20 protein-coding genes are annotated in these 20,793 nt (G+C 68.9%); 8 read left to right on the forward strand and 12 right to left on the reverse strand.

What is annotated here, in order from left to right; translation table 11 throughout:
• Nucleotides 1-2: 2 nt before the first annotated feature.
• The 3 genes from BLS97_RS05120 to BLS97_RS05130 form a co-directional block, all read right to left on the reverse strand.
• Nucleotides 3-953, reverse strand: coding sequence for a carbohydrate ABC transporter permease (locus BLS97_RS05120; protein WP_090474877.1), 951 nt, complete (start codon nucleotides 951-953; stop codon nucleotides 3-5).
• Entirely contained in the window at nucleotides 950-2,149 is a 1,200-nt protein-coding gene (locus tag BLS97_RS05125; RefSeq protein WP_231988367.1) for a carbohydrate ABC transporter permease, read from the reverse strand. Before BLS97_RS05125 ends, BLS97_RS05120 begins: the two co-directional genes overlap by 4 nt.
• 202 nt (nucleotides 2,150-2,351) lie before the next feature.
• Nucleotides 2,352-3,848 (reverse strand): ABC transporter substrate-binding protein, encoded by a 1,497-nt coding sequence (locus BLS97_RS05130; RefSeq protein ID WP_197676416.1) that lies wholly within the window; start codon nucleotides 3,846-3,848, stop codon nucleotides 2,352-2,354.
• 379 nt (nucleotides 3,849-4,227) lie between these two features.
• On the opposite strand from BLS97_RS05130, the gene BLS97_RS05135 reads away from it, so the two are divergent.
• Both BLS97_RS05135 and BLS97_RS05140 read left to right on the forward strand, forming a co-directional pair.
• Nucleotides 4,228-4,881 (forward strand): SigE family RNA polymerase sigma factor, encoded by a 654-nt coding sequence (locus tag BLS97_RS05135; RefSeq protein WP_090474878.1) that lies wholly within the window; start codon nucleotides 4,228-4,230, stop codon nucleotides 4,879-4,881.
• The gene (locus BLS97_RS05140; protein WP_090474879.1) at nucleotides 4,878-5,111 is read left to right on the forward strand and encodes a hypothetical protein; all 234 of its coding nucleotides are present in this window, start codon (nucleotides 4,878-4,880) and stop codon (nucleotides 5,109-5,111) included. The genes BLS97_RS05135 and BLS97_RS05140 overlap by 4 nt, the downstream gene beginning before the upstream one ends.
• On the opposite strand, the gene BLS97_RS05145 is transcribed toward BLS97_RS05140, so the two are convergent.
• Complete coding sequence (locus tag BLS97_RS05145) at nucleotides 5,095-6,504, reverse strand: FAD-binding oxidoreductase (protein WP_090481391.1); 1,410 nt, start codon at nucleotides 6,502-6,504, stop codon at nucleotides 5,095-5,097. The genes BLS97_RS05140 and BLS97_RS05145 overlap by 17 nt on opposite strands.
• 123 nt (nucleotides 6,505-6,627) lie before the next feature.
• Here BLS97_RS05145 and BLS97_RS05150 point away from each other — a divergent pair, with 123 nt between their 5' ends.
• The gene (locus BLS97_RS05150) at nucleotides 6,628-7,287 is read left to right on the forward strand and encodes a DedA family protein (RefSeq protein WP_197676417.1); all 660 of its coding nucleotides are present in this window, start codon (nucleotides 6,628-6,630) and stop codon (nucleotides 7,285-7,287) included.
• Nucleotides 7,288-7,334: 47 nt separating this feature from the next.
• Here the strand turns inward: BLS97_RS05150 and BLS97_RS05155 are convergent, their stop codons facing one another.
• The 4 genes from BLS97_RS05155 to pyrE form a co-directional block, all read right to left on the reverse strand.
• Nucleotides 7,335-7,616: a hypothetical protein gene (locus BLS97_RS05155; RefSeq protein ID WP_090474880.1), complete on the reverse strand. Its 282-nt coding sequence runs from the start codon at nucleotides 7,614-7,616 to the stop codon at nucleotides 7,335-7,337.
• A 9-nt stretch (nucleotides 7,617-7,625) separates the two neighbouring features.
• Nucleotides 7,626-7,892 carry a hypothetical protein gene (locus BLS97_RS05160; protein WP_090474881.1) on the reverse strand — a complete coding sequence of 89 codons (267 nt, stop codon included), beginning with the start codon at nucleotides 7,890-7,892 and terminating at the stop codon, nucleotides 7,626-7,628.
• Nucleotides 7,893-7,963: 71 nt separating this feature from the next.
• Entirely contained in the window at nucleotides 7,964-8,614 is a 651-nt protein-coding gene (locus BLS97_RS05165) for a TrmH family RNA methyltransferase (protein ID WP_090474882.1), read from the reverse strand.
• 14 nt (nucleotides 8,615-8,628) lie between these two features.
• The gene (gene pyrE, locus BLS97_RS05170; protein WP_231988368.1) at nucleotides 8,629-9,192 is read right to left on the reverse strand and encodes an orotate phosphoribosyltransferase; all 564 of its coding nucleotides are present in this window, start codon (nucleotides 9,190-9,192) and stop codon (nucleotides 8,629-8,631) included.
• Between the two features lie 27 nt (nucleotides 9,193-9,219).
• On the opposite strand from pyrE, the gene BLS97_RS05175 reads away from it, so the two are divergent.
• Nucleotides 9,220-10,269, forward strand: coding sequence for an alpha/beta fold hydrolase (locus tag BLS97_RS05175; RefSeq protein ID WP_090474883.1), 1,050 nt, complete (start codon nucleotides 9,220-9,222; stop codon nucleotides 10,267-10,269).
• A gap of 23 nt (nucleotides 10,270-10,292) precedes the next feature.
• On the forward strand, nucleotides 10,293-10,763 hold the full coding sequence (locus BLS97_RS05180; protein ID WP_090474884.1) for a group II truncated hemoglobin: 471 nt from the start codon (nucleotides 10,293-10,295) through the stop codon (nucleotides 10,761-10,763).
• A gap of 21 nt (nucleotides 10,764-10,784) precedes the next feature.
• Here BLS97_RS05180 and BLS97_RS05185 read toward each other — a convergent pair whose 3' ends face one another.
• The 3 genes from BLS97_RS05185 to BLS97_RS05195 all read right to left on the reverse strand — a co-directional run bounded on the left by BLS97_RS05185 (nucleotide 10,785) and on the right by BLS97_RS05195 (nucleotide 14,404).
• Nucleotides 10,785-11,558 carry an SDR family NAD(P)-dependent oxidoreductase gene (locus BLS97_RS05185; RefSeq protein ID WP_090474885.1) on the reverse strand — a complete coding sequence of 258 codons (774 nt, stop codon included), beginning with the start codon at nucleotides 11,556-11,558 and terminating at the stop codon, nucleotides 10,785-10,787.
• 235 nt (nucleotides 11,559-11,793) lie between these two features.
• Complete coding sequence (locus tag BLS97_RS05190) at nucleotides 11,794-13,044, reverse strand: cytochrome P450 (protein WP_090481402.1); 1,251 nt, start codon at nucleotides 13,042-13,044, stop codon at nucleotides 11,794-11,796.
• Between the two features lie 61 nt (nucleotides 13,045-13,105).
• Nucleotides 13,106-14,404 carry a lysylphosphatidylglycerol synthase transmembrane domain-containing protein gene (locus BLS97_RS05195; protein WP_090474886.1) on the reverse strand — a complete coding sequence of 433 codons (1,299 nt, stop codon included), beginning with the start codon at nucleotides 14,402-14,404 and terminating at the stop codon, nucleotides 13,106-13,108.
• 96 nt (nucleotides 14,405-14,500) lie between these two features.
• On the opposite strand from BLS97_RS05195, the gene BLS97_RS05200 reads away from it, so the two are divergent.
• The gene (locus tag BLS97_RS05200; RefSeq protein ID WP_090474887.1) at nucleotides 14,501-15,205 is read left to right on the forward strand and encodes a TetR/AcrR family transcriptional regulator; all 705 of its coding nucleotides are present in this window, start codon (nucleotides 14,501-14,503) and stop codon (nucleotides 15,203-15,205) included.
• Nucleotides 15,206-15,275: 70 nt separating this feature from the next.
• Here BLS97_RS05200 and clpB read toward each other — a convergent pair whose 3' ends face one another.
• Complete coding sequence (clpB, locus tag BLS97_RS05205; RefSeq protein ID WP_090474888.1) at nucleotides 15,276-17,882, reverse strand: ATP-dependent chaperone ClpB; 2,607 nt, start codon at nucleotides 17,880-17,882, stop codon at nucleotides 15,276-15,278.
• A 233-nt stretch (nucleotides 17,883-18,115) separates the two neighbouring features.
• On the opposite strand from clpB, the gene BLS97_RS05210 reads away from it, so the two are divergent.
• Both BLS97_RS05210 and BLS97_RS05215 read left to right on the forward strand, forming a co-directional pair.
• Nucleotides 18,116-19,816: a CYTH and CHAD domain-containing protein gene (locus tag BLS97_RS05210; RefSeq protein WP_172832217.1), complete on the forward strand. Its 1,701-nt coding sequence runs from the start codon at nucleotides 18,116-18,118 to the stop codon at nucleotides 19,814-19,816.
• Nucleotides 19,817-19,936: 120 nt separating this feature from the next.
• A complete protein-coding gene (locus BLS97_RS05215) occupies nucleotides 19,937-20,791 on the forward strand; it encodes a hypothetical protein (RefSeq protein ID WP_090474890.1) in 855 nt (284 codons plus the stop codon).
• The last annotated feature ends 2 nt before the right edge of the window (nucleotides 20,792-20,793 follow it).

A 20,793-nucleotide genomic window follows, 5' to 3' on the forward strand; every position in this document is an offset into this window, starting at 1 on the left:
CATCAACCCTTGACGCTGCCCGCGAGCAGACCGCGGACGAAGAAGCGCTGCAACGACAGGAACACCGCCAACGGCACCAGCATGGCGATCACCGCGGCCGCCGGGAGGACGTCCGCCGCCGACTGGAACTGCGTCGTCAGTCCCTGGATCCCGGCTGTGATCGGCCGGGTGTTCTCACCGGAGAAGGTCAGGGCGACCAGCAGATCGTTCCAGACCCACAGGAACTGGAAGATGCCGAAGGACGCGATGGCCGGAACCAGCAGTGGCATCAGCACCTGGATGAAGATCTTCACGTGGCCTGCGCCGTCGACCCGGGCCGCTTCGATCAGCGAGGACGGGATCTCCTTCATGAAGTTGTGCAACAGGAAGATGGCCAACGGCAGACCGAAGATCGTGTGCGACAACCAGATCGACCAGAAGCCGGCGTTCAGGCCGAACTTCGTGTAGATCGTGTTCAGCGGGATCAGCGCCACCTGGATGGGCACGATCTGCATGGCGAAGATGGCCACGAAGAGCACGTTCTTGCCCTTGAAGTCGATCCACGCGAACGCGTACGCCGCCAGCAGGGCCAGGGCGATCGGGATGAAGACGGCGGGCAGGGTCACCACGATGCTGTTGAGCAGGAAGCTCGACAGCGGCGAGGTGTTGCCGTTGCCGGTCCAGGCGTTCGAGTAGTTCTTGAACGTCAACGACGACCCGGAGAAGAAGTGCCACCAGCCGCTGGTGATGCTGGCCGCCGACGGGTTCCCGTTGACGGTGATCGGCCCGCGGATGGAGTTGATCAGCAGACCGATGGTGGGAACGGTCCAGGCGATCGCGATGACGATGGCCAGGCCGGAGGCCCACGGCGACGTGAGCTTCGTCTTCGCGTCCTGGGCCCGCATCATGGCTTTCACCTTGCGGGCACTGACCTGCTCCGACGCGACGGGAACAGGCGGAATCGTGGTTGTCATCGGTTTGCGTCCGCCTTCTTCATCTGTCGAACGTTGAACACGATCACCGGCGACACCAGGATGAAGATCATCACGGCGAGGGCGCCGGCCAGACCAGGTTGGTTGCTCGCGTTGTTCGAGTAGAACGCGCTGGCCAGGATGTCGTTCTTGGTGATGCCGTTGCCCAGGACGTTGACCAGGTCGAAGGTCTTGAGCGAACCGATGGCAATGGTCGTGATCACGACGACCAGGGTGGGACGGATGGTCGGGATGGTGATGCTGCGGAACAGCCGCATCCCGGTCGCGCCGTCGATCTGGGCGGCTTCGACGATGTCGTCCGGCACCGCCTTGATGGCGGCCGAGAGCAGCGTCATGGCCAGCCCGGCCTGGATCCAGATCATCACCACGATCATGGCGCCGGTGCTGACCGGCCACTTGATCAACCAGTTCGTCGGGCTGCCACCGAAGGCGGTCCAGACCGCGTTGAGCAGGCCCACCTGTCCGTTGCCCTGGCTGCTGGGCTGGTAGTAGATGTAGCGCCACATGATCGCCGCGGCGACCATCGAGATGGCCGTCGGGAGGAAGATCAGTGCCTTGGCCGCCGCCTCGAAGCGGGTTCGGTCCACCAGCATGGCGTAGACGAGGCCGAACGCGGTCGCGAACAGTGGCACCAGGACGATCCAGGCGATGGTGTTGTAGAAGATCGGGATGTTGGCCGAGTTGAAGAAGTGCGTGTAGTTGGCCAGTCCGTTGAAACCGGCCGGGTCACCGGCCGCGTTGACCTTGCGGAACGAGGCGATGATCGTGCTGATGGCCGGATACAGCAGGCCGCCGGCGAGGGCGATCACGGCCGGCCCGAGGAACCCGGCGACGACGGTGCCGTTCGGGACCCTGGTGTGGTCGACGAGCCAGAGAATGGCACCCATCACGACGATGAACAGCACGATGACCAGGATCATCACCAGGACCTTCTGCGCCGCCGAGGTCGGGTGGAAGACCATGCTGGCAAACCACCCGTGCGTGAACTGCTGGCCGGTGTTGTAGAAGAAGCCTTTACCGTTGGAGCTCGAACTGCCGGTCGCGCCGGAGAAGACGACGACGCCGATGATGGCGGCGACGACGAACCAGACCACGGGCGTCAGCCAGCCCATCATCTTGGGGGCCCGGTATCGCGTCGTGACCGGCGCCGGGGGCGTCGTTGGAGTTGAAGTACTCAAGGGTTCCCTCCAATCAATTGCTCGAAGAGTGAAATCGGGGCCGGATTCGCCGACGATCACGTCCGCCATCCGGGCGACGAGGCGGCCTTGATTCGCCGGCCCCGCCGAACCGCAGACAGGCGCACCCAATGGTTGTCGGGTGCGCCTGCCTCCGGCACTGGTACTTCAGTTGTGGTCGATCAGGATCTGATCAGCCGATGGGTCAGCTGTTCGGCCAAGCGGCATCGATCTGGGAGAGCGTCGTCGCGTCGTCCTGACCGGTGATCCAGTTGGTCAGCTGCTTCCACTCGGCACCGGAGCCGACGGCGGCCGGCATCAGGTCGGAGGCGTCGAAGCGGGACACGGCCTTCGGGTCCTGCAGGATCTGCACCGACAGCTTGTTGATCGGGTCGGCCACGTTCGCCACGTCAAGGCCCTTGTTGGCCGAGATGCGGGACTTGGAGGCCTTCGACTGGGCGTTCGCCCAGTGCGCGGTGGTCAGGAACCACTGGAACGCCTGGACCTCCGGGTTGGAGGAGAACGCGGCGACGAACTCGCCACCGACCTCGACCGGCTTGCCGAACGTGTCGCTCATGGTCGGCTCGTAGAAGGCGTACAGATCGCCCGTCGGGGAGACGGTCGGGGTGCCCTTGAAGTTGGTCTCGTAGAACGACGCCTGCTGGTGCATGTAGCACTTGCCCTGCTGGATCGGCAGACCGCCGTCGTTGAACGACGTGGTGGCGATGGAGGCGACGTCACCGATACCGGCGTTGACGTACTTGTCGTTCTTCCAGATCGACCCGACCGTGGCGAGCGCCTTGGCGATGGCCGGGTCGGAGAACTTCACCTTGCCGGCGACCCACTGGTCGTAGACATCGGGGCCGGCCTGACGCAGGACGACCTCTTCCAGCCAGTCGGTGGCGGTCCAGCCGGTGGCCGACCCGGACTCGACGCCGGCGCACCACGGCTTGACGCCGGACGGGTCAGCCGCGATCTTGTCCGACAGCGCGATCATCTGGTCCCAGGTGGTCGGGACGGTGTAGCCCTTGGCCGCGAACATCTTCGGCGAGTACCACACCAGCGACTTGACGTTGGCGCCGAGCGGAGCCGCGTAGAACTTGCCGCCGATGGTGCCGTAGCTCTTCCAGCCCTTGTCCCAGTACTTGTCGACGTTGGCGGCGACCGAAGCCGGGGCCTCGACGACCTTGCCGGTGGCGACCAGGGTGGCCAGCAGGCCCGGCTGCGGGACGAACGCGATATTGGCCGCGTTGCCCGACTTGGCCTGGACGACGATCTGCTGCTCGAAGTTCTTGTCCGAGGTGTACTTCACGGTGGCACCGGTGCACGTCGTGAAGTCCTTGAAGGACGACTCCACCTGCTTGCCCTCGTCACCAGCGATGCTGGTGTAGACGCTGACCTGCTTGCCGGAGATGTTCGGCCACGTCTTCTTCAGGTAGTCGCAGTACGTCGCGTCGTCGTTCAGGCCCGCGGCGGTGGCCGAGGACGAGGACGAGGGCCCGCCGGACGAAGCGGGGCTGGATGAGGCCGGCGCCGAAGCGGAAGGCGAGCCGGCGGCAGCGGAAGAGGAACCGACGGGGGCCGCAGCACTGGACGATCCGCCCGCGGCGCTGGCCGCCGAGCTGGTCGAGCTGCTGGAACTGGAACTGGAGCAAGCGGACATGATCAGCGCGAGGGCGCCGATCCCTGCGATGGTGGCCATCGCCTTACTAGCCGACGTACGAGACACTCGGCCGCCTCCGTTTCTTGGGGAAAAGTCGATGTGAGGGTGCTCACAACAGGCCCAATGAAAGCGTTTTCAACGCGGCTTGGCAAGGCCGGGACGGTCATCCTCGCGTAACGATTCCGTAACCCGCATGGGTGACGAATAACGATGTGGTCGCGAACGACTCCTGAGACGGGCATGAATCTGCCATGAATCGGGCGCATTCGGCTGACCCTGACCTGCGATGACACATCGTTGGTGGCGCCCGGTCCGACCGGCTGGATCGGATACCCGTCCTGGGGCGCCGACTCGTGTCAGGATCGACGGACCAGCCCGCGATCACGTCGCGGGCCGAACTCCTCGAGGAGCAACGAGCATGACGGTCGACGACCAGTGGGCGGAGTCGGCGGTCGAACGCACCCTTGGAACGCTGGCCCGGCTCAACCCGGATTTCCCGCCCGCCGCCCAGCCCGAACCGCCTTCCTCGGCCACCCTGCCGGGCGCCACCGCGACCCCGGCCGGACCGGCCCCGGCCCGTACTCCGGTCGCTGACGTCACCATCGACGACATCTACCGGACCCACCGGATGGGGATGGTCCGGCTCGCCATCCTGTTGGTGGACGATCAGGCCAGCGCCGAGGACGTGGTCCAGGAGGCGTTCGCCGGCCTGTTCCGCAACTGGGCCGGACTGCGCGACAACGCCGCGGCCATCGGCTATCTGCGCACGGCCGTGGTCAACGGATCCCGTTCGATGCTGCGCCGCCGGCGGACCGCGCGGGCCTACGTCCCTCCGCACCCGGGCACCGAGCGATCGGCCGAGTCGCTGGCCCTGCTCACCGCCGAACACCAGGCCGTGGTCACCGCGCTGGCCGACCTGGCCCCCCGGCAACGGGAGGTCCTGGTCCTTCGCTACTACGGCGGACTGTCGGAGGCGGAGATCGCCGAGGCCACCGGTCTGTCCAAGGGCACCGTCAAGTCCACCGCCAGCCGGGCCGTGGCCAAGCTCGGCGACATCATGAGGGCGCGATGACCCTTCCCGGACGGCCGCCGTCGAGTGGGCCCGGCGGCGACCCGGACGCCGAACGGGTGCTGGCGCAAGCGCTGCGGGCGATGGCCGGCGGCGGGAAGCAGGTCCGTCCTGAGAACGGTCCTCCCGCCTCCGGACGCGAGCCGCTGACCCGGCTGCAGGTCCTGTTGATCGCGACGATCGTCGGGTTGCTCGTCGGCATCACGGCCGGGCTGATCAGCCTGCTGGTGTAGGCGCTTCGGTGAACATCGATCCCGGATTGAACAGCCCGTCCGGGTCCAGCGCGTTCTTGATCCGCCGATGCAGATCCAGCCCGACCGGGCCGATCTCGCGGGCCAGGAAATCCTGCTTGATCCGGCCGACCCCGTGCTCACCGGTCACCGTCCCGCCCAGTGCCCGGCCCGCGTCCAGCATCAGGCCGAAGGCCAGTTCGGCCGCCGCCGCCTGGGCCGGGTCGGCCGCGTCGTAGACGATCGTCGGGTGCATGTTGCCGTCGCCGGCGTGCCCGACCACCCCGATGGTCAGACCGACCTGGGCCGAGATCTTCTCGCAGGCGCTGATCAACTCGGCGATCCGGGTCCGGGGCACGCTGACGTCATCGGTCAGCCAGGTCCCGAACATCTCCAGGGACGACAGGACGTCCCGCCGGGCCTGCAGCAACATCCGACCCTCGGCCAGGTCGTCGGTGACGTAGGCGAAGGTGGCCCCGGCCCGGAGACAGACCACCTCGAGCTCGTCCATCTCCCGTCGCCCGACCCCCGCACCGGCGTCGGACTGCCCGATCAACAGCGCGGCCGGGGTCTCGCCGTCACCGAGGACCTTCGTGCCGTGCTTGGCCTCGACGGCCCGGATGCAGGTGGCGTCCATGATCTCCAGCAGGGACGGCACCAGCCCGGCCCGGATCGCGCCCGACACCGCCTCGCCCGCCGCTTCCGTCGAGGCGAACGCAGCCACCAGCGTGACCGGGGCGGCCGGCTTCGGCCGCAGCGCGAGCGTGGCCTCGGTGATGATGCACAGCGTGCCCTCGGACCCGACCAGCAGCTTCGTCAGGTCGTACCCGGCGACCCCCTTGACCGTGCGGCGGCCGGTGCGGAGCACCTCCCCCGATGCCAGCACGACCTCGAGACCGAGGACCGCGTCGGTGGTCACGCCGTACTTCACACAGCACAGTCCGCCGGCATTGGTCGACAGATTTCCGCCGATGGTGCACCAGTCGTAGGACGAAGGGTCGGGGGCGTAGAACAGACCGCAGGATTCGACGGCCGTGCGGAAGTCCAGGTTGACCACGCCCGGTTGCACCACGGCCAGTCGGTTGCCCTGGTCGATCTCCAGAATGGCGTTCATCCTGGTCATCACCATCGTCACGGCGCCGTCCACCGCGTTCGCCGCTCCCGTTAGGCCGGAGCCGGCACCGCGCGGCACGATCGGGATCCGCGCCGCCGCACAGAGCTTCACGATCGCGGCGACCTCGGCCGTGTCGATCGGGAAGACCACCGCGAGCGGAGTACCGCTGGGGGCCAACGGCATCATGTCGCGACTGAAACCGGAGGTGATGTCCGGATCCAGCACCACCCGGGATGGCTCCAGCGCATCGCCCAGAGCGGCCAGGAACTCCTTCGTCTCCATCGGTCCACGGTAGTCCTGACCATCACCACCTGCGATGACGGTCACACCCCGGGCACCTGGACGGTCACGGTCGGCCGAGCGAACTCACAGGTTTATCAGAGCCGGGCCGGTATCGTCGTGCTGGTGAACCCGACTCATGTTGCCGGCCTCCTCCCGTCCTGGCTCGACGGAGGGCACCTAGTGGAATCGATGGGTTCCTGGGCGCTGCTGGTCTTCGCCCTGATCATCTTCGCCGAGTGCGGCCTGCTCATCGGATTCTTCCTGCCCGGCGACACCCTGCTGTTCATCGCCGGGCTCCTGGTGGCCACCCACAAGCTTCACGTCAACCTGGTCGCGGTGATCCTGATCCTGGTGGTGGCGGCCTTCGTCGGCAATATCGTCGGATACGGGATCGGCCGGAAGGCCGGACCCCTGGTCTTCGATCGGCCGAACGCGAAATTCTTCAAACACGAGTACGTCGAGAAGTCCGAGGTGTTCTTCGCCAAGTACGGGAAGGTCGCCGTCATCCTGGCCCGTTTCGTCCCGGTCGTGCGCACGGTGGCCACTGTGATGGCCGGTGTCTCCCGGATGGACGCCAGGCTCTACACCCTGTATTCGGCCATCGGCGGCGTCGTCTGGGTCGCCGGAGTGACCGTCGCCGGATATTTCCTGGGCCAGATCCAGTTCATCGCCGACCATGTCGACGTGATCCTGGTCGGTGCCGTGGTCGTCGTCGTGCTGGTCTCCGCGGTCCCGGCCCTGCTGCACCTGCGTCAGCGCAGGCGCGCGGCCGAGGCCGGCTGAGACCAGCTACTGCACGCAACGTCCCCGCCCGGCGGTCGAGCCCACCGTCAGGACGGGGGCGTTCGGTATTTCGCGCAGAACGCGTCCGGCCCGGTCAGGTGGACACCGAACCAGCTCACTCCCCCGTTGCACAGCGGCTCCGGGTTCTCGCTGGAGATCGCCCCGATCTGCTGACGGACGGCGAACACGACGATCAGCAACAGCGCCGCGACGCCGATCACGACCACTCGACCGGCCCACCGGCGGATCAGCACCAGCAGCACGACGGCGACGGCCGCGAGGGCGGCCAGCAACCAGGTCAGGTCGGTGACAGCGGTGTCGACATTCACGCCGCTGGACTAGTTGGTCGGGCAGCCGGGATACGTGACGTCGATCCCGAAGAATGTCGGGTGGGACTTGCAGGCCGAGGTCTGCAGGTGATTGCCGAAGTCGACCACCTTGGACCGCTGCTGCCATCCGAAGAACACGATGAGCGCGGCCAGCACCAGGATGATGATCTTGCCGACGATCTTCTTGATGATGATGGCCAGCACGATGCCGATCACGGCGATGCCGATCAACGCCCACATCGCGGTGTTCTTGATGGTCTGCAGGTCGAGGTTCACCGGCAGAATCTACCCCTCCCACCTGTGGTGCCCGGGTGTGAACGGTCCGGCTTCCGCCCGGGTGGTCCTGGTCACCAGGCGCGGTTCAGGTCGGCGTGCTGTCGCACCCAGGCATGCATCGCGATGCCGGCCGCCACCCCGGCGTTGATCGACCGGGTAGAACCGAACTGGGCGATCGACACCGTCATCCCGGCCGCCGCCCTGGCCTCGGGAGTTAGGCCCTCGGATTCGGATCCGAACAGCAGCAGAGCATTCCGGGGCAGGTCCACGGTTTCGATCGGCACCGATCCGGACACGTTGTCCACCGCCACCACCACCAGACCGGCGCCATGGGCGTACTCGACGAGCGTGGCCACGTCGGCGTGATGGTGCAGGTGCTGGTAGCGGTCGGTGACCATGGCCCCGCGCCGGTTCCAGCGACGCCGCCCGACGATGTGCACGCTGGCCGCGCCGAAGGCGTTCGCGGTGCGGACCACGGTGCCGATGTTGTGGTCGTGCCCGAAGTTCTCGATGGCCACCTGGAACGGGTGCCGCCGGGCGTCCAGATCGGCGACGATCGCCTCGCGCCGCCAGTACCGATAGTGGTCGACCACGTTCCGGCGGTCACCGCTGGCCAGCAACTCCGGGTCGAAGTGGGGATCGGTCGGCCAGGGCAGCGGGTGGGGTCCGACGCCGACGGCCGGGGCAGCCGTCCACTCGGTGGGGCCCGGTTCGTCGACCACCGGCTCGGTGGGGTTCAGCCCAGGCCCAGATCGGACAGGCCGAGCAGGTACCGGTAGGTCAGGCCCTCGGCCCCCAGCACGGCGTCGGCACCGGTGTTGCGGTCGACGATGGTCGCCACCCCGACCACTTCGGCACCCGCCTGCCGGAGCGCCTCGACCGCCTGCAACGGAGACGCACCGGTGGTGGTGGTGTCCTCGACGACGAGGACCCGCTTGCCGGCCACGTCGGGTCCCTCGATCTGGCGCTGCATGCCGTGGGCCTTCGCCGCCTTGCGGACCACGAATGCGTCGATCGGCCGGCCGGGCGCGTGCATGACGGCCGTCGCCACGGGATCCGCACCCAGGGTGAGACCGCCGACCGCGTCGAAGTCCCAGTCGGCGGTCAACTGACGCAGCAGCACCCCGATCAGCGGGCCGGCCTCGTGATGCAGGGTGGCCCGGCGCAGGTCGACGTAGTAGTCGGCCTCGCGACCGGAGGACAGCGTCACCCGGCCGTGAACCACAGCCAGATCGGCCACGAGTTCGGCCAGTCTGGCCTTGGCCGCGGCGTCCGGAATGGGAGCGGATTCGATCGTCACGCAGCAAGGGTGACATATCCTGCCCGCATGGCCGAGTTTCCGAACGTCGCCGTCAACATGATCACCACCCCGGACCTCGCGGTCTGTGTCCGTGAGGTGGTCAACCGGATGGACGGCCGGCCGGTGATCTTCGTGCACGGCAACGTTTCCTCATCGGTCTTCTTCCTCCCGGTGATGGCCCAACTGCCGCCGCACGTCCGGCCGATCGCCATCGACCTGCGTGGATTCGGCGGGACCGACGCCGCGCCGGTGGACGCCACCCGCGGGCTGGCGGTGTTCGCCGACGACGTCTGGGCCACCGTCGACGCGCTCGGGCTGGGCGCGGTCGACCTGGTCGGCTGGTCCATGGGCGGCGGTGTGGTGCTGCAGATGCTGCTCGACCGGCCGGCCGCGGTCACCTCGGTGACGCTGGTGAACCCGGTGTCGCCCTTCGGGTTCGGCGGCACCACCGGCCTGGACGGCGCGCTGGTCGCCCCGGACGGGGCCGGCTCCGGGGGCGGCACGGCGAATGCCGATTTCGTGGCCGCCCTGCGCGACGACGACGACAGCAGCGAGGGGCCGACGTCACCGCTCGGCACTCTCCGGTCCTTCTACGTGGCTCCGGGCTGGGACCGGGAGAACGAAGGCGTCTTCGTCCGGTCCATGCTCTCCACCAGCATCGGAGACGACAACTATCCGGGCGACTCGGTCGGGTCGGACAGCTGGCCGGGGGTCGCGCCGGGCACCCGCGGGGTGCTCAACACCATGGCCCCGATCTACCTGGACCTGTCGGGCATCGTCGATGTCACCCCGAAACCGCCGATCCTGTGGATCCGCGGCGAGCTCGACCAGATCGTCTCGGACGCTTCGCTCTTCGATCTCGCGCAACTCGGTCTACTCGGCGCGGTCCCGGGCTATCCCGGGGTGGACAAGGTGCCGCCGCAACCGATGGTGGGCCAGACCCGGTCGGTACTGGACGCCTACGCCAACTCCGGCGGTGAGTACACCGAGGTGGTCGTCCCGGGCGCCGGGCACACCCCGCACATCGAGAAGCCGGACATCTTCCTGGCCGCGTTGCGTATCCACCTGAAGGTCTGAGCGAAGTTGATTACACTGCAAGCATGAACGATCGTCCGGTGCCGTCGCTGTTCGAGTGGGCCGGTGGCGAACCGGCGTTCGCCCGGCTCATCAACGCGTTCTACGACCGGGTGGAGAAGGACGAACTGCTCGCCCCGCTGTTCCCGGGGGGCGTGAGCCGGGCCCACCGCGAGCACGTCACGGTGTGGTGGTGCGAGGTGTTCGGCGGCCCGGCCCGGTACACCGCCGAGCACGGCGGTTATGCAACCATGCTGGCCCACCACCGCGGCCTGAACCTGCAGCCGGAACAGCGTTTTCGATTCGCCACCCTGATGAGTCGCGCCGCCGACGATGCCACGCTGCCGGACGATCCGGAGTTCCGGGCGGCGCTCGTGGGGTACGTGGAATGGGGTACCCGGCTGGCCCTGGCGAACTCGCAGGAGGACGCCGACCCGGTGCTGGAGGCTCCGGTTCCCCGGTGGGGCTGGGGCGTCGCGCCGCCGTACCTTCCGTGACTTCGGACCTCTGCTGAGAGGTCAGGTCCGGCCGCGGTTGTTGACCCTGGCCGCGAGGTTCCGGACGGCGCCCCGGGGCAGCAGCCGGACCCCGACCGCGATGACCCGGTAGAGCGCTCCCGGCACCGAGATGATCCGGTTGTGGCGCAGGTCGGCCAACGACGTGGCCACCAGATCGTCGACGTCGACGTACAGGGCCCCCGGGGTCTTGGACATGTCAATGGAGGCTCGCTGGTGGAACTCGGTCCGGACGAACCCCGGACACAGCGCCTGCACGCGGACGCCGGTACCGGCCAGCGACATGGCCAAACCCTCACTGAGGCTGATGACGTAGGCCTTCGACCCGGCATAAGTGGTGCCGCGGCCCGGGATCAGACCGGCGATCGACGCCACGTTGATCACGCCGCCGTGCCCGCGGGCGACCATCCCGGGCAATGCCGCCCGAGCCAGCACGGTCGGGGCCACCACGTTGATCTCGATCTGCTCCAGCAATCGCTCGGGCGCGGACGACAGGAAGTCACGTCCGAGCCCGATGCCGGCGTTGTTGATCAGCAGATCGACCCCCGGCGCGGCGGTGAGGCGATCGACCACCGCGGCCCGTTGCCCGGGGTCGGTCAGGTCGGCCGTGATCACCTCGACCTCCGGCGCACCGAAGGAGAGCAGGGAGTCCCGGGCCGCGACCAGTCGCTGCGTGTCCCGGGCGACGATCACCAGGCCGTAGCCGGCCGCGGCGAGGTGACGGGTGAACGCGGCTCCGATGCCGGCGGTGGCGCCGGTGACCATGGCGGTGGGCATGGCTGGAACGGTATCCCGCATCACCGGCGGCCCGGCCGAGCGGCCGCCGCAGCCAGCCGGGCCCGTCGACTCCTCATCGTCACCGATGGGGCCGGCCCGGCACCACCTTCGACCGCAGACACGGCGGTCGGGGTCGCGGTCTGCGGTCGGCCCGGTGGTGCCGGGTAGCGGTGGTTCGAACCTGCCGGCCGTGAGGATGGCTCCCGTCGGCGCGGCCGTCGACCGTGACGGGCCGTCAGCCGGTCGTCACCGGCAGGCGGATCGGCCCGCGGATGATCGTGGCGTTGCGGCGTTCGACCCGGCCAGTGCGCCGCAGAGCCGGGGCCCGTTCGGCCAGGGCCTGGAACGCGACGGCCGCTTCCAGCCGGGCCAACGGCTGCCCGACGCAGTAGTGGATCCCGCTGGAGAAGGCCAGGTGCTCTGGGCCGGGCTCACGCCCGATGTCGAATTCGTCCGGTCGGTCGTAGACGTCCGGATCGCGGTTGGCCGCCCCGATCAGGGTGACCACGATCTGGTCCTTGCGCACCGGCCGACCCTCGATCTCGGTGTCGCAGAACGACACCCGGGCCGTGCGCTGGACCGGAGGGTCGAAACGGAGCGCCTCCTCGACCGCGGGCGGAGCCAGGGCAGCCGGCCGGGCAGTCAGCGCCGCCCATTGCTCGGGATGGTCCAGCAGGGCCAGAACACCGTTGCCGATCAGGTTGACCGTGGTCTCGAACCCGGCGACCAGCAGCAGGACGCAGAACGGCAGCATCTCGCCGGGCTGGATGCGCTCGCCCTCCGCCTGGACAACCAGACTCACGATGTCGTCGGCCGGTTCGGCGCGTCGCAACCGGAACAGACGCAGGAAGAGCTGTTCGAGTTCGGCGTTCGCCTTCAGCAACCGCTTCGCATGTCCGAGCGAGCGGACTCCGTCCAGCGCACTGCCGATGACGGCGCCGATCCGGGCGAAGTCGGCGGCCTCCGCGTCCGGAATACCCATCAGCTGAGTGATCACTGCGATCGGGAGCGGAGCGGCGAACCCGCTGATCAGATCGAAGTCCTTCTGCCGCAACGCCTGGTCGAGCAGATCGTTCGCCACCGCCTCGATCCGGGGGCGATAGGCGTCCATCTGCCGGGGGCTGAAGGCCGGTTGCGCCAGGCGGCGCAGTCGCGTGTGGTCCGGCGGGTTCATCGACAGGAACGACAGGTCGAATCCGTCGGTCCGCGGGTCCGGACCGGTGCCCTCGGGCCGCACGCCGAAATGCCGGTCGCGCAGCACCCGGTTCGCGATGCGGTGGCTGGTAGTGGCCCAGTTGCCGAGGCGGGTCGGGACGATCGGGCCGGCTGCGCGCATCTGCCGGTAGATCGCGTACGGATCGCGCCGCCCGGGGGCGAGTTGCAGACGGGCCATCGGGTCCCGTCGCAGATAACCTGCCCCGATTGTCCGAGCCCGTTGGCCGTAGAGGCCACCGGCGAAGGAGATCGCCCGGCCCAGATCACTCATCGCGTCCTCCGGTCCCGATCCTGTCCCTGCCTTGAGCACCATGGTGCTCCGGCGCGCTCGGTCAGGCGCAGGGCCGGACCAGACACCGCCGCGACGCCTCCGGCGTGGTGACCACGACGGGGTCGAACCCGTCGATCCCGTAGGTGACTCCGGGGAAGGTGACACCCGACGAGGCGCCGAGGATGGCGCCGATCGGTAGCCGGTTGCTCCGCGGCGCCGAAGGAACCCGGACGCGGTCGAGGACGGTCACCGGCTCGAGCACGGACACCGGCTCCGACGCCGCTCCGGCCCGTTCCGGGTCGGCCGTGAGAACGGGCTCGGCGACCCGAGCGCGGATCACCAGCAGGGCGACCACGCCCGCCGCCACCACCAACCACAGCTTGATGAATCGATAGAGCAGCACCCCACTGACGGCCAAGCCCAACGGCAGACCGGCCGCCACCAGAGCCAGACTCAAAGCGGCCTCGACCACGCCGAGGCCGCCCGGGGTGAGCCCGAGAGAGGATGCACCGGCTCCGGCGGCCCAGGCGAGAACCAGTCCGTGCCATGGGATCGGGGCACCAACCGCAGCCAGGGCACCGACCAGACAGGCAATGTCGGCCGTCCAGTTGAGCAGGGCGAACCGGCCCGCCATCAGCGCGTCCCGGCGGGTCAGGCGCAGTCCCGCGATCTGCTCGATGGTCGCGGTGGCGGCGGCCAGCGTGTCGCCGGACGGCCGTCCCAGAAGTCGCCGGGCCGGCGACAGCAGGAAGGCCAGCAGCCCGATCACCAGCGCCCTGACGCGCGGGCGATGCAGCCCAGACAGCAGCGCAACCACGGGGAACACCCCGATCAGGAGGGTGCTCAGGCCGGCTACAGCCACCGCGATCGACCCGGTGAGCAGGGCACCGACCGCCGAGAGCGTGACGAACGTGATCGTCGAGTACAGACCGGCCACGGCCAGCGCCCACGCGGCCACGGCCTTCTCCGCACCGATGTGCAGGAAACGGCGGTAGGCGAAGACCGCGGAAGCGGCCGAGCCGACGATCGGAAGCGATTGGGAGATGGCGTTTCCGGCATACGTGGTGGCCAGGATGGGACCCAGCGGATGATGCCGCCCATCGACGTTCAGCAGCCGGCGCTGCAATCGGGCCAGGCCCGCCACCGATATGGCCTGGAACGCGATCGCCGCGGCGATCCAGACCCAGTTGGCATCGCCCAGCACCCGCGGGAGATCGTCCAGCCGGTCGTGCTGCCAGACGACCAGGGCCACCAGGGCCGCTCCCAGGCCGATTCCGACCAGCACCGTGCGCCGCGCCGTCGCGCTTCCGGCACCGGATCGGCCGGGGGCCGCGCGGGGCTCGGTCACTGGGTTCGTCATCGCTGCTCCAAGAAGTGGAGATCCATTCTCCGTTCGACGTCGACCCTAACACCAAGTTGAGGCTTCGTCTCCGCTTGCTCGGCTAGACTCCGATGCATGACGCGTCACAGCTCGACCCCGGTCGACACGGTCGCCGACCCCCCCGTCGGCTCCACCTCGGCCCGGCCACTGCGCCGGGACGCCGAGTTGAACCGGCAGAAGATCCTGCGGGCTGCGGCCGAGGTGTTCGCCGCGCGCGGTCTGGACGTCACCCTCGATGACATCGCCGATCACGCCGGCGTCGGCGTCGGTACCGTGTACCGCCGGTTCCCGAACAAGGATGTGCTGATCGAGGCCCTGTTCGAGGACAAGATCGAGGACATCGTCCGTCGGGCCGAGGCGGCTGCCGCATCGCCCGACCCCTGGGAGGGCCTGGTCGGATTCCTCCGGAACGCCGTTCTGGCCCAGGCCCGGGATCAGGGACTGCGCCAGGTGATGCACAGCTACCAGCACGGCGCCGCCCGGGTCGCGCAGTCGCGGGCCCGGCTGACCGCCCCGATCGTGCGGTTGATCGACGCGGCGAAGACCCAGGGCAGGTTGCGGGCCGACTTCGAATTGACCGACTTCCCGGTCGTCATGGGGATGGTCGGCTTCGTGGCCCAGCACATCTGCACCGCGGCGCCGGAGATCTGGCAGCGCTACCTGGAAATACTCATCGACGGGCTGCGGGAGCGACCGGACCTGGAGCCACTCCCCCGACCCGCCCTCACCGAAGCTCAACTGGTGACCGTGATGAGGGAGAAGCACCCCACCGGTCGGTGAGCCGCCGCTGGGACAGGAAGGGCCCGGGTCCGATGATCCGGACCCGGGCCCTCCCGGCGGCGCCGCTCGATCAGACGCTGTGTACGGCGCCCACCACCAGTCGCGATTCCCCTTCGACCGCGTCCACCAGCACCTCGTCGCCGTCGCGGGTGGTGCCGGCCAGCAGCTCCCGCGCCAACTGGTCCCCGATGGCCGACTGGATCAGCCGCCGCAGCGGACGCGCACCGTACAACGGGTCGAACCCTTCGATGGCCAGCCACTCACGCGCGCCGTCGGTGACATTCAGCGTCAGCCGGCGGGCCGCGAGGCGCTTGGCCAGGGCCGCGACCTGGATGTCCACGATCGAACCGATCTGCTGGATGTCCAAGGCATTGAAGAACACGATGTCGTCCAGCCGATTGAGGAACTCCGGCTTGAACTTGCTGCGCACCGTCGCCATCACCGCGTCGTGCGTCTGCTTGTCGTCCAACGCCGGATCGACGATGAACTGGCTACCCAGGTTCGACGTGAGGATCAACACGACGTTGCGGAAATCGACCGTCCGTCCCTGACCGTCGGTCAGCCGCCCGTCGTCCAGCACCTGCAGCAGCACGTCGAAGACGTCGGGGTGAGCCTTCTCCACCTCGTCCAGCAGCACGACCGTGTACGGGCGACGCCGGACGGCCTCGGTCAGCTGACCACCCTGGTCGTAGCCGACATACCCGGGGGGCGCACCGACCAGCCGGGCCACCGAGTGCTTCTCCGAGTACTCGCTCATGTCGATGCGGACCATGGCGCGGGCGTCGTCGAACAGGAAGTCCGCCAACGCCTTGGCCAGTTCCGTCTTCCCGACGCCGGTCGGCCCGAGGAACAACCATGATCCGGTCGGACGGTCCGGGTCGGAGACTCCGGCCCTGGCCCGGCGCACGGCGTCGGAGACCGCCCGGACGGCGGCCGCCTGGCCGACCACCCGGCGTCCGAGCTCCTCCTCCATGCGCAGCAGTTTGGACGTCTCGCCCTCCAGCATGCGGCCGGCCGGGATACCTGTCCAGGCCGAGATGACGGTGGCGATGTCGTCCGGTCCGACTTCCTCGGACACCATGGGCGGCAACGCATTCTCCTCACCCTGGGGTTCCAGCGCGGCCTCCGACAACTCCTTCTCCAGGACGGGGATCTGCCCGTACAGCAGCTCGGACGCCTTGGCCAGATCGCCCTCACGCTGGGCCCGTTCGGCCTGTACGCGCAGTTCGTCGAGCGACTTCTTCAGCTCACCGACCCGGTTCAGGCCGGACTTCTCCTGGTCCCACCGGGCGGTCAGGGCGGCGAGTTGTTCGGTCCGGTCGGCCAGGTCCCGCCGCAGCCGCACCAATCGGTCACCGGAGGCCGCATCGGACTCCCGGGCCAGCGCCAGTTCCTCCATCTTCAGGCGGTCGACCGCTCGCTGCAGTTCATCGATCTCCACCGGCTTCGAGTCGATCTCCATGCGCAGCCGGGACGCCGCCTCGTCGATCAGGTCGATCGCCTTGTCCGGGAGGAACCGGGCCGTGATGTAGCGGTCCGACAGGGTCGCCGCCGCAACCAGGGCCGCGTCGGTGATCCGCACCCCGTGGTGGGCCTCGTACCGCTCCTTGAGGCCGCGCAGGATGGCCACCGTGTCCTCGACCGTTGGCTCGCCGACCAGCACCTGCTGGAACCGACGCTCCAGCGCCGGGTCCTTCTCGATGTGGGAGCGGTACTCGTCGAGCGTGGTCGCGCCGACCATGCGGAGTTCACCGCGCGCCAGCATCGGCTTGAGCATGTTGCCGGCGTCCATCGCACCTTCGCCGGTTGCGCCCGCCCCGACCACGGTGTGCAACTCGTCGATGAACGTGATGACCTGACCCTCGGAACCCTTGATCTCGTCCAGGACCGCCTTGAGCCGCTCCTCGAACTCGCCCCGATACTTGGCGCCGGCGATCATGGCCCCCAGGTCGAGGGAGATCAAGCGCTTGCCGCGCAACGACTCCGGGACGTCCCCGGCGACGATGCGCTGGGCCAGGCCTTCGACCACGGCTGTCTTGCCGACGCCGGGCTCACCGATCAGGACCGGGTTGTTCTTGGTACGCCGGGACAGCACCTGGACCACCCGGCGGATCTCCGCGTCGCGGCCGATCACCGGGTCGATCGCGCCCTCGCGGGCCCGCTCGGTGAGGTCGACCCCGTACTTCTCCAACGCCTGGTAGGACCCCTCGGGGTCGGCCGAGGTGACCTTCCGGTCGCCTCCCCGCACCACCGGAAAGGCCTCCACCAGCACGTCCGTGGTGGCGCCGGCCGCGACCAGGATGTCGCCGATGTCCGTGCCGGGCCGGGCGAGCGCAGCCAGCAGGTGCTCGGTGGACAGGAACTCGTCACCGCCGGCCCGCATGATCTGCTCGGCCGCGGTGACGACGTTGGCCACCGCCCTGGACAGCTGCGGCTGGGCCACGGTCGCACCCTTGGCCGCCGGCAGGCGCGTCAGGATCGAGTTGGTGCGCGAGGCAATGGTCGCCGCGTCGGCCCCCACCGCGCGCAACAGACCGGGCGCCGTCGACCCCTCGGTGATCAGCAGTGCGTCCATCAGGTGAGCGGGCTCGACGATGGCGTTGCCCGCCGTGGTGGCCGCCCCGATGGCCGCCGCCAGCACCTCACGACTCTTGGTGGTCAGGATGTCGGTGTTCATATCGGTTGTTTCTACTGCCTTTCCGCGTCGAGCGGGCGGTCGGAACGACGACTTCGTCCGCCCGGGTGATCGTTCTCCTGGGTTCAACGCACTAAAGTTGAGTGTATTCCGCTCAACCTCGTTCGTCGCCAGCGGGATCCGCCCAAGGGCCGGACATCGGTCCCGGGCGGGAACACGCGGGCGAACCGGGGCCGATGTTTGGTCAACCGCCCGGCGTGGGGTACCACCGTCATATGGGATCCCGGCAGAACAAGTCCACGCCTTCGAGCACACCGGCGCCTCCCCGCCGACCGGAGGATTCGCCGCCGGCGTCGGTCCCTCTGTCCGCCGGGGGACGTTCCGGCTCCGGCGGGTCGGCGGCCGGGGATGCGGGGCGGAGCCGCGCCGCACCGACCCGTCACCTGGAGATCGAGACGAAACTCGAGATCGCGGCGGACGCGCCGCTGCCGTCCTTCGCCGGACGGCGCAGCCTCACCGGAACCGGGTTGGTCGGCACGGCCGACCCGGTGCTGCACGAACTCGATGCGGTCTATTTCGACACCGCCGAGTACGACCTGCTGCGCTCCAAGCTGACCCTGCGCCGTCGCAGCGGCGGGGAGGATGCGGGTTGGCACCTCAAGCTGCCCGCCGTGGCCGGGGCTCGCACCGAGATCGGCCTGCCGCTGGACGTCGCCGACGACGACCCCTTCGCCGCCACCGTCCCGGCGGCCCTGGCCGATCTGGTGCTCGGCGCGGCCAGGGGGCGGCCACTGCAGCCGGTGGCTCGCATCCGGAACCGTCGCACCGTGCGGCGCCTGCTCGGCGTCGAGGGCACGCCGCTCATCGAGGTCGCCGACGACCAGGTCACGGCCAGCCGACTGGCACCGACCGACGGTGGGGTCTTCGCCGAGTCGGACCGGACGCAGTGGCGCGAGCTCGAGGTCGAGGTCCTGGCCGGTGACCGGACCCAGTTGGCCGCGGTGGTCACCGCCCTGCAGAACGCCGGCGCCACACCCGCGTCGAGCGCCTCCAAACTCGCTCGGGCGCTGGGAGACCAGACCCCGCCGGCGCGGAAGAGCAAGTCGGCCGGGACGGCCGTGGTCGCGGCCCTGTCCAAGCTCAGGGACGGCCTGATCGGTGCCGACCGCGCGTTGCGGGAGGGAACCGACGTCGCCCTGCACGACGCCCGGGCCGCCGCCCGCCGCATCCGATCCGTGCTCAGCGTCTACTCGCCGCTGTTCGCGGCGGGCACCACGCGGCAGTTGCGTGGCGAACTGCAGCAGTTCGGGGCGGTCCTCGGGCACGCACGCGACCTGGAGGTGCTCCGGCGGCGCCTGAGGGCCCAGCTGGTCGAGGAGCCGGCCGAGTACGCGGAGCCGGCGGCCCAGCGGATCGAGGCCGAGTTCGCGCGCGTGATGCCGGTCGCCCTGGCCGACGTGGCCGAAGAGATCCGTTCTGCGGGATACCTGGCGATGTTGCGCGAGCTGGACTCGTTCATCGCCGCACCGCCGTACTCCCGCCGCGGGGCCAAACCGGCCACATCGGAGTTGGCCACCCTGCTGGTCGCGTCGTGGCGGACCTTGGGCGGTCTGGCCGACCAGGCGCTGGCCGATCCGTTCGACAATCCCGTCATCCACGAGGTCCGCAAGGGCGCCAAGGCCTTGCGGTACGCATCCGAGGCGGCGGCGGCGACGCTCGGTGAGAACACGGTGGTCTTCGCGGCGGCGATCGAGGAGATCCAGGAGGTCCTCGGCGAACACCAGGACGCCCTGACCACCGCGGCCTGGCTGGCGCAACTGGCCCTGCGGCCGGACACCGACGGCACCTCGGGATTCGTCTTCGGTCGGTTGCATGCCTTCGAGCAGGCCGTCGCGCACGGCACCCTGGACGACTTCTCCGACGCCTGGGACCGGGTCGAGGACGGAGAACTGCTGGCCGAGGCCTTCGGCCGCTGAACCTCTGTGGCCGGGTTCCCCGAGCCCGGTCCCGGGTGGGTGTATTACCGGCCGGTGGCGGCCCTCCTAGCGTGCGGAGCCTCGCTGCTCGAGCGACGGCACAGACGTTGGGAGCCCTTCATGAAACGTTGGATCCGAATCGGTACGGTCGCCGTGGCCGGCGCCATTGCGCTGGCCGTCGGTCTGTCGTCGGCATCGGCCGGCTCGCCGACACCGCCCGCCGCCCCGCCGACCGCCTCCGGCGGCCACACACCGGCCTTCCAGGCCGATCCCCACACGGTGCGTCCGGCGAAGTCGGAAACCCTGTTCTACCCGGTGACCCCGTGCCGCATCATCGATACCCGCAGTGGTGGCGGATTCCTGAACGACAACGTGCCGCGCAGCTTCTACGTCACCGGAACACTGGGCTTCCTCCCCCAGGGCGGCACCGGCGGCGGTTGCGGCATCCCCGCCGGCGCGACCGGCATCACCACCAACGTCACCGCCACCAATGCAACTATGAACGGCTACCTCACCGGTTACCCGACGGGAGCCACGCCGCCCCACACCAACTTCATCAGCACCCACCCCAACCTGACCCTGACCGCGAATCCCACCTTCGCCCTCGCGGCCGGGAACAACAAGCCACTCACCATCACCAACCACCTCGGCAAAACTCAGCTGATCGTGGATGTGACCGGCTACTACATCCCGCAGATCGAGGGTCTGGTCACCGAGACCAGCACGCCGTACAACAGCACCAGCCGGATCCTCTCGTCCGTGCGGAACTCCACCGGTTCGTTCACCGTCACCGTGGACAGCGACGTCACCTATTGCACCCCGATCGTGACGCCCTACTTCGGCACCGGCATCTACGGTTCGGCGTACGCCTTCAACACCAACAAGGTCCAGGTCTACCTCTGGACGCTGAGCAACACCGGGCAACCGGTTCCCTCGGACGGCACCGGGTACTTCTACCTCACGGTGGTCTGCTGACC

Origin of the sequence: Nakamurella panacisegetis, assembly GCF_900104535.1 — a bacterium.
Taxonomy (GTDB): Bacteria; Actinomycetota; Actinomycetes; order Mycobacteriales; family Nakamurellaceae; genus Nakamurella; species Nakamurella panacisegetis.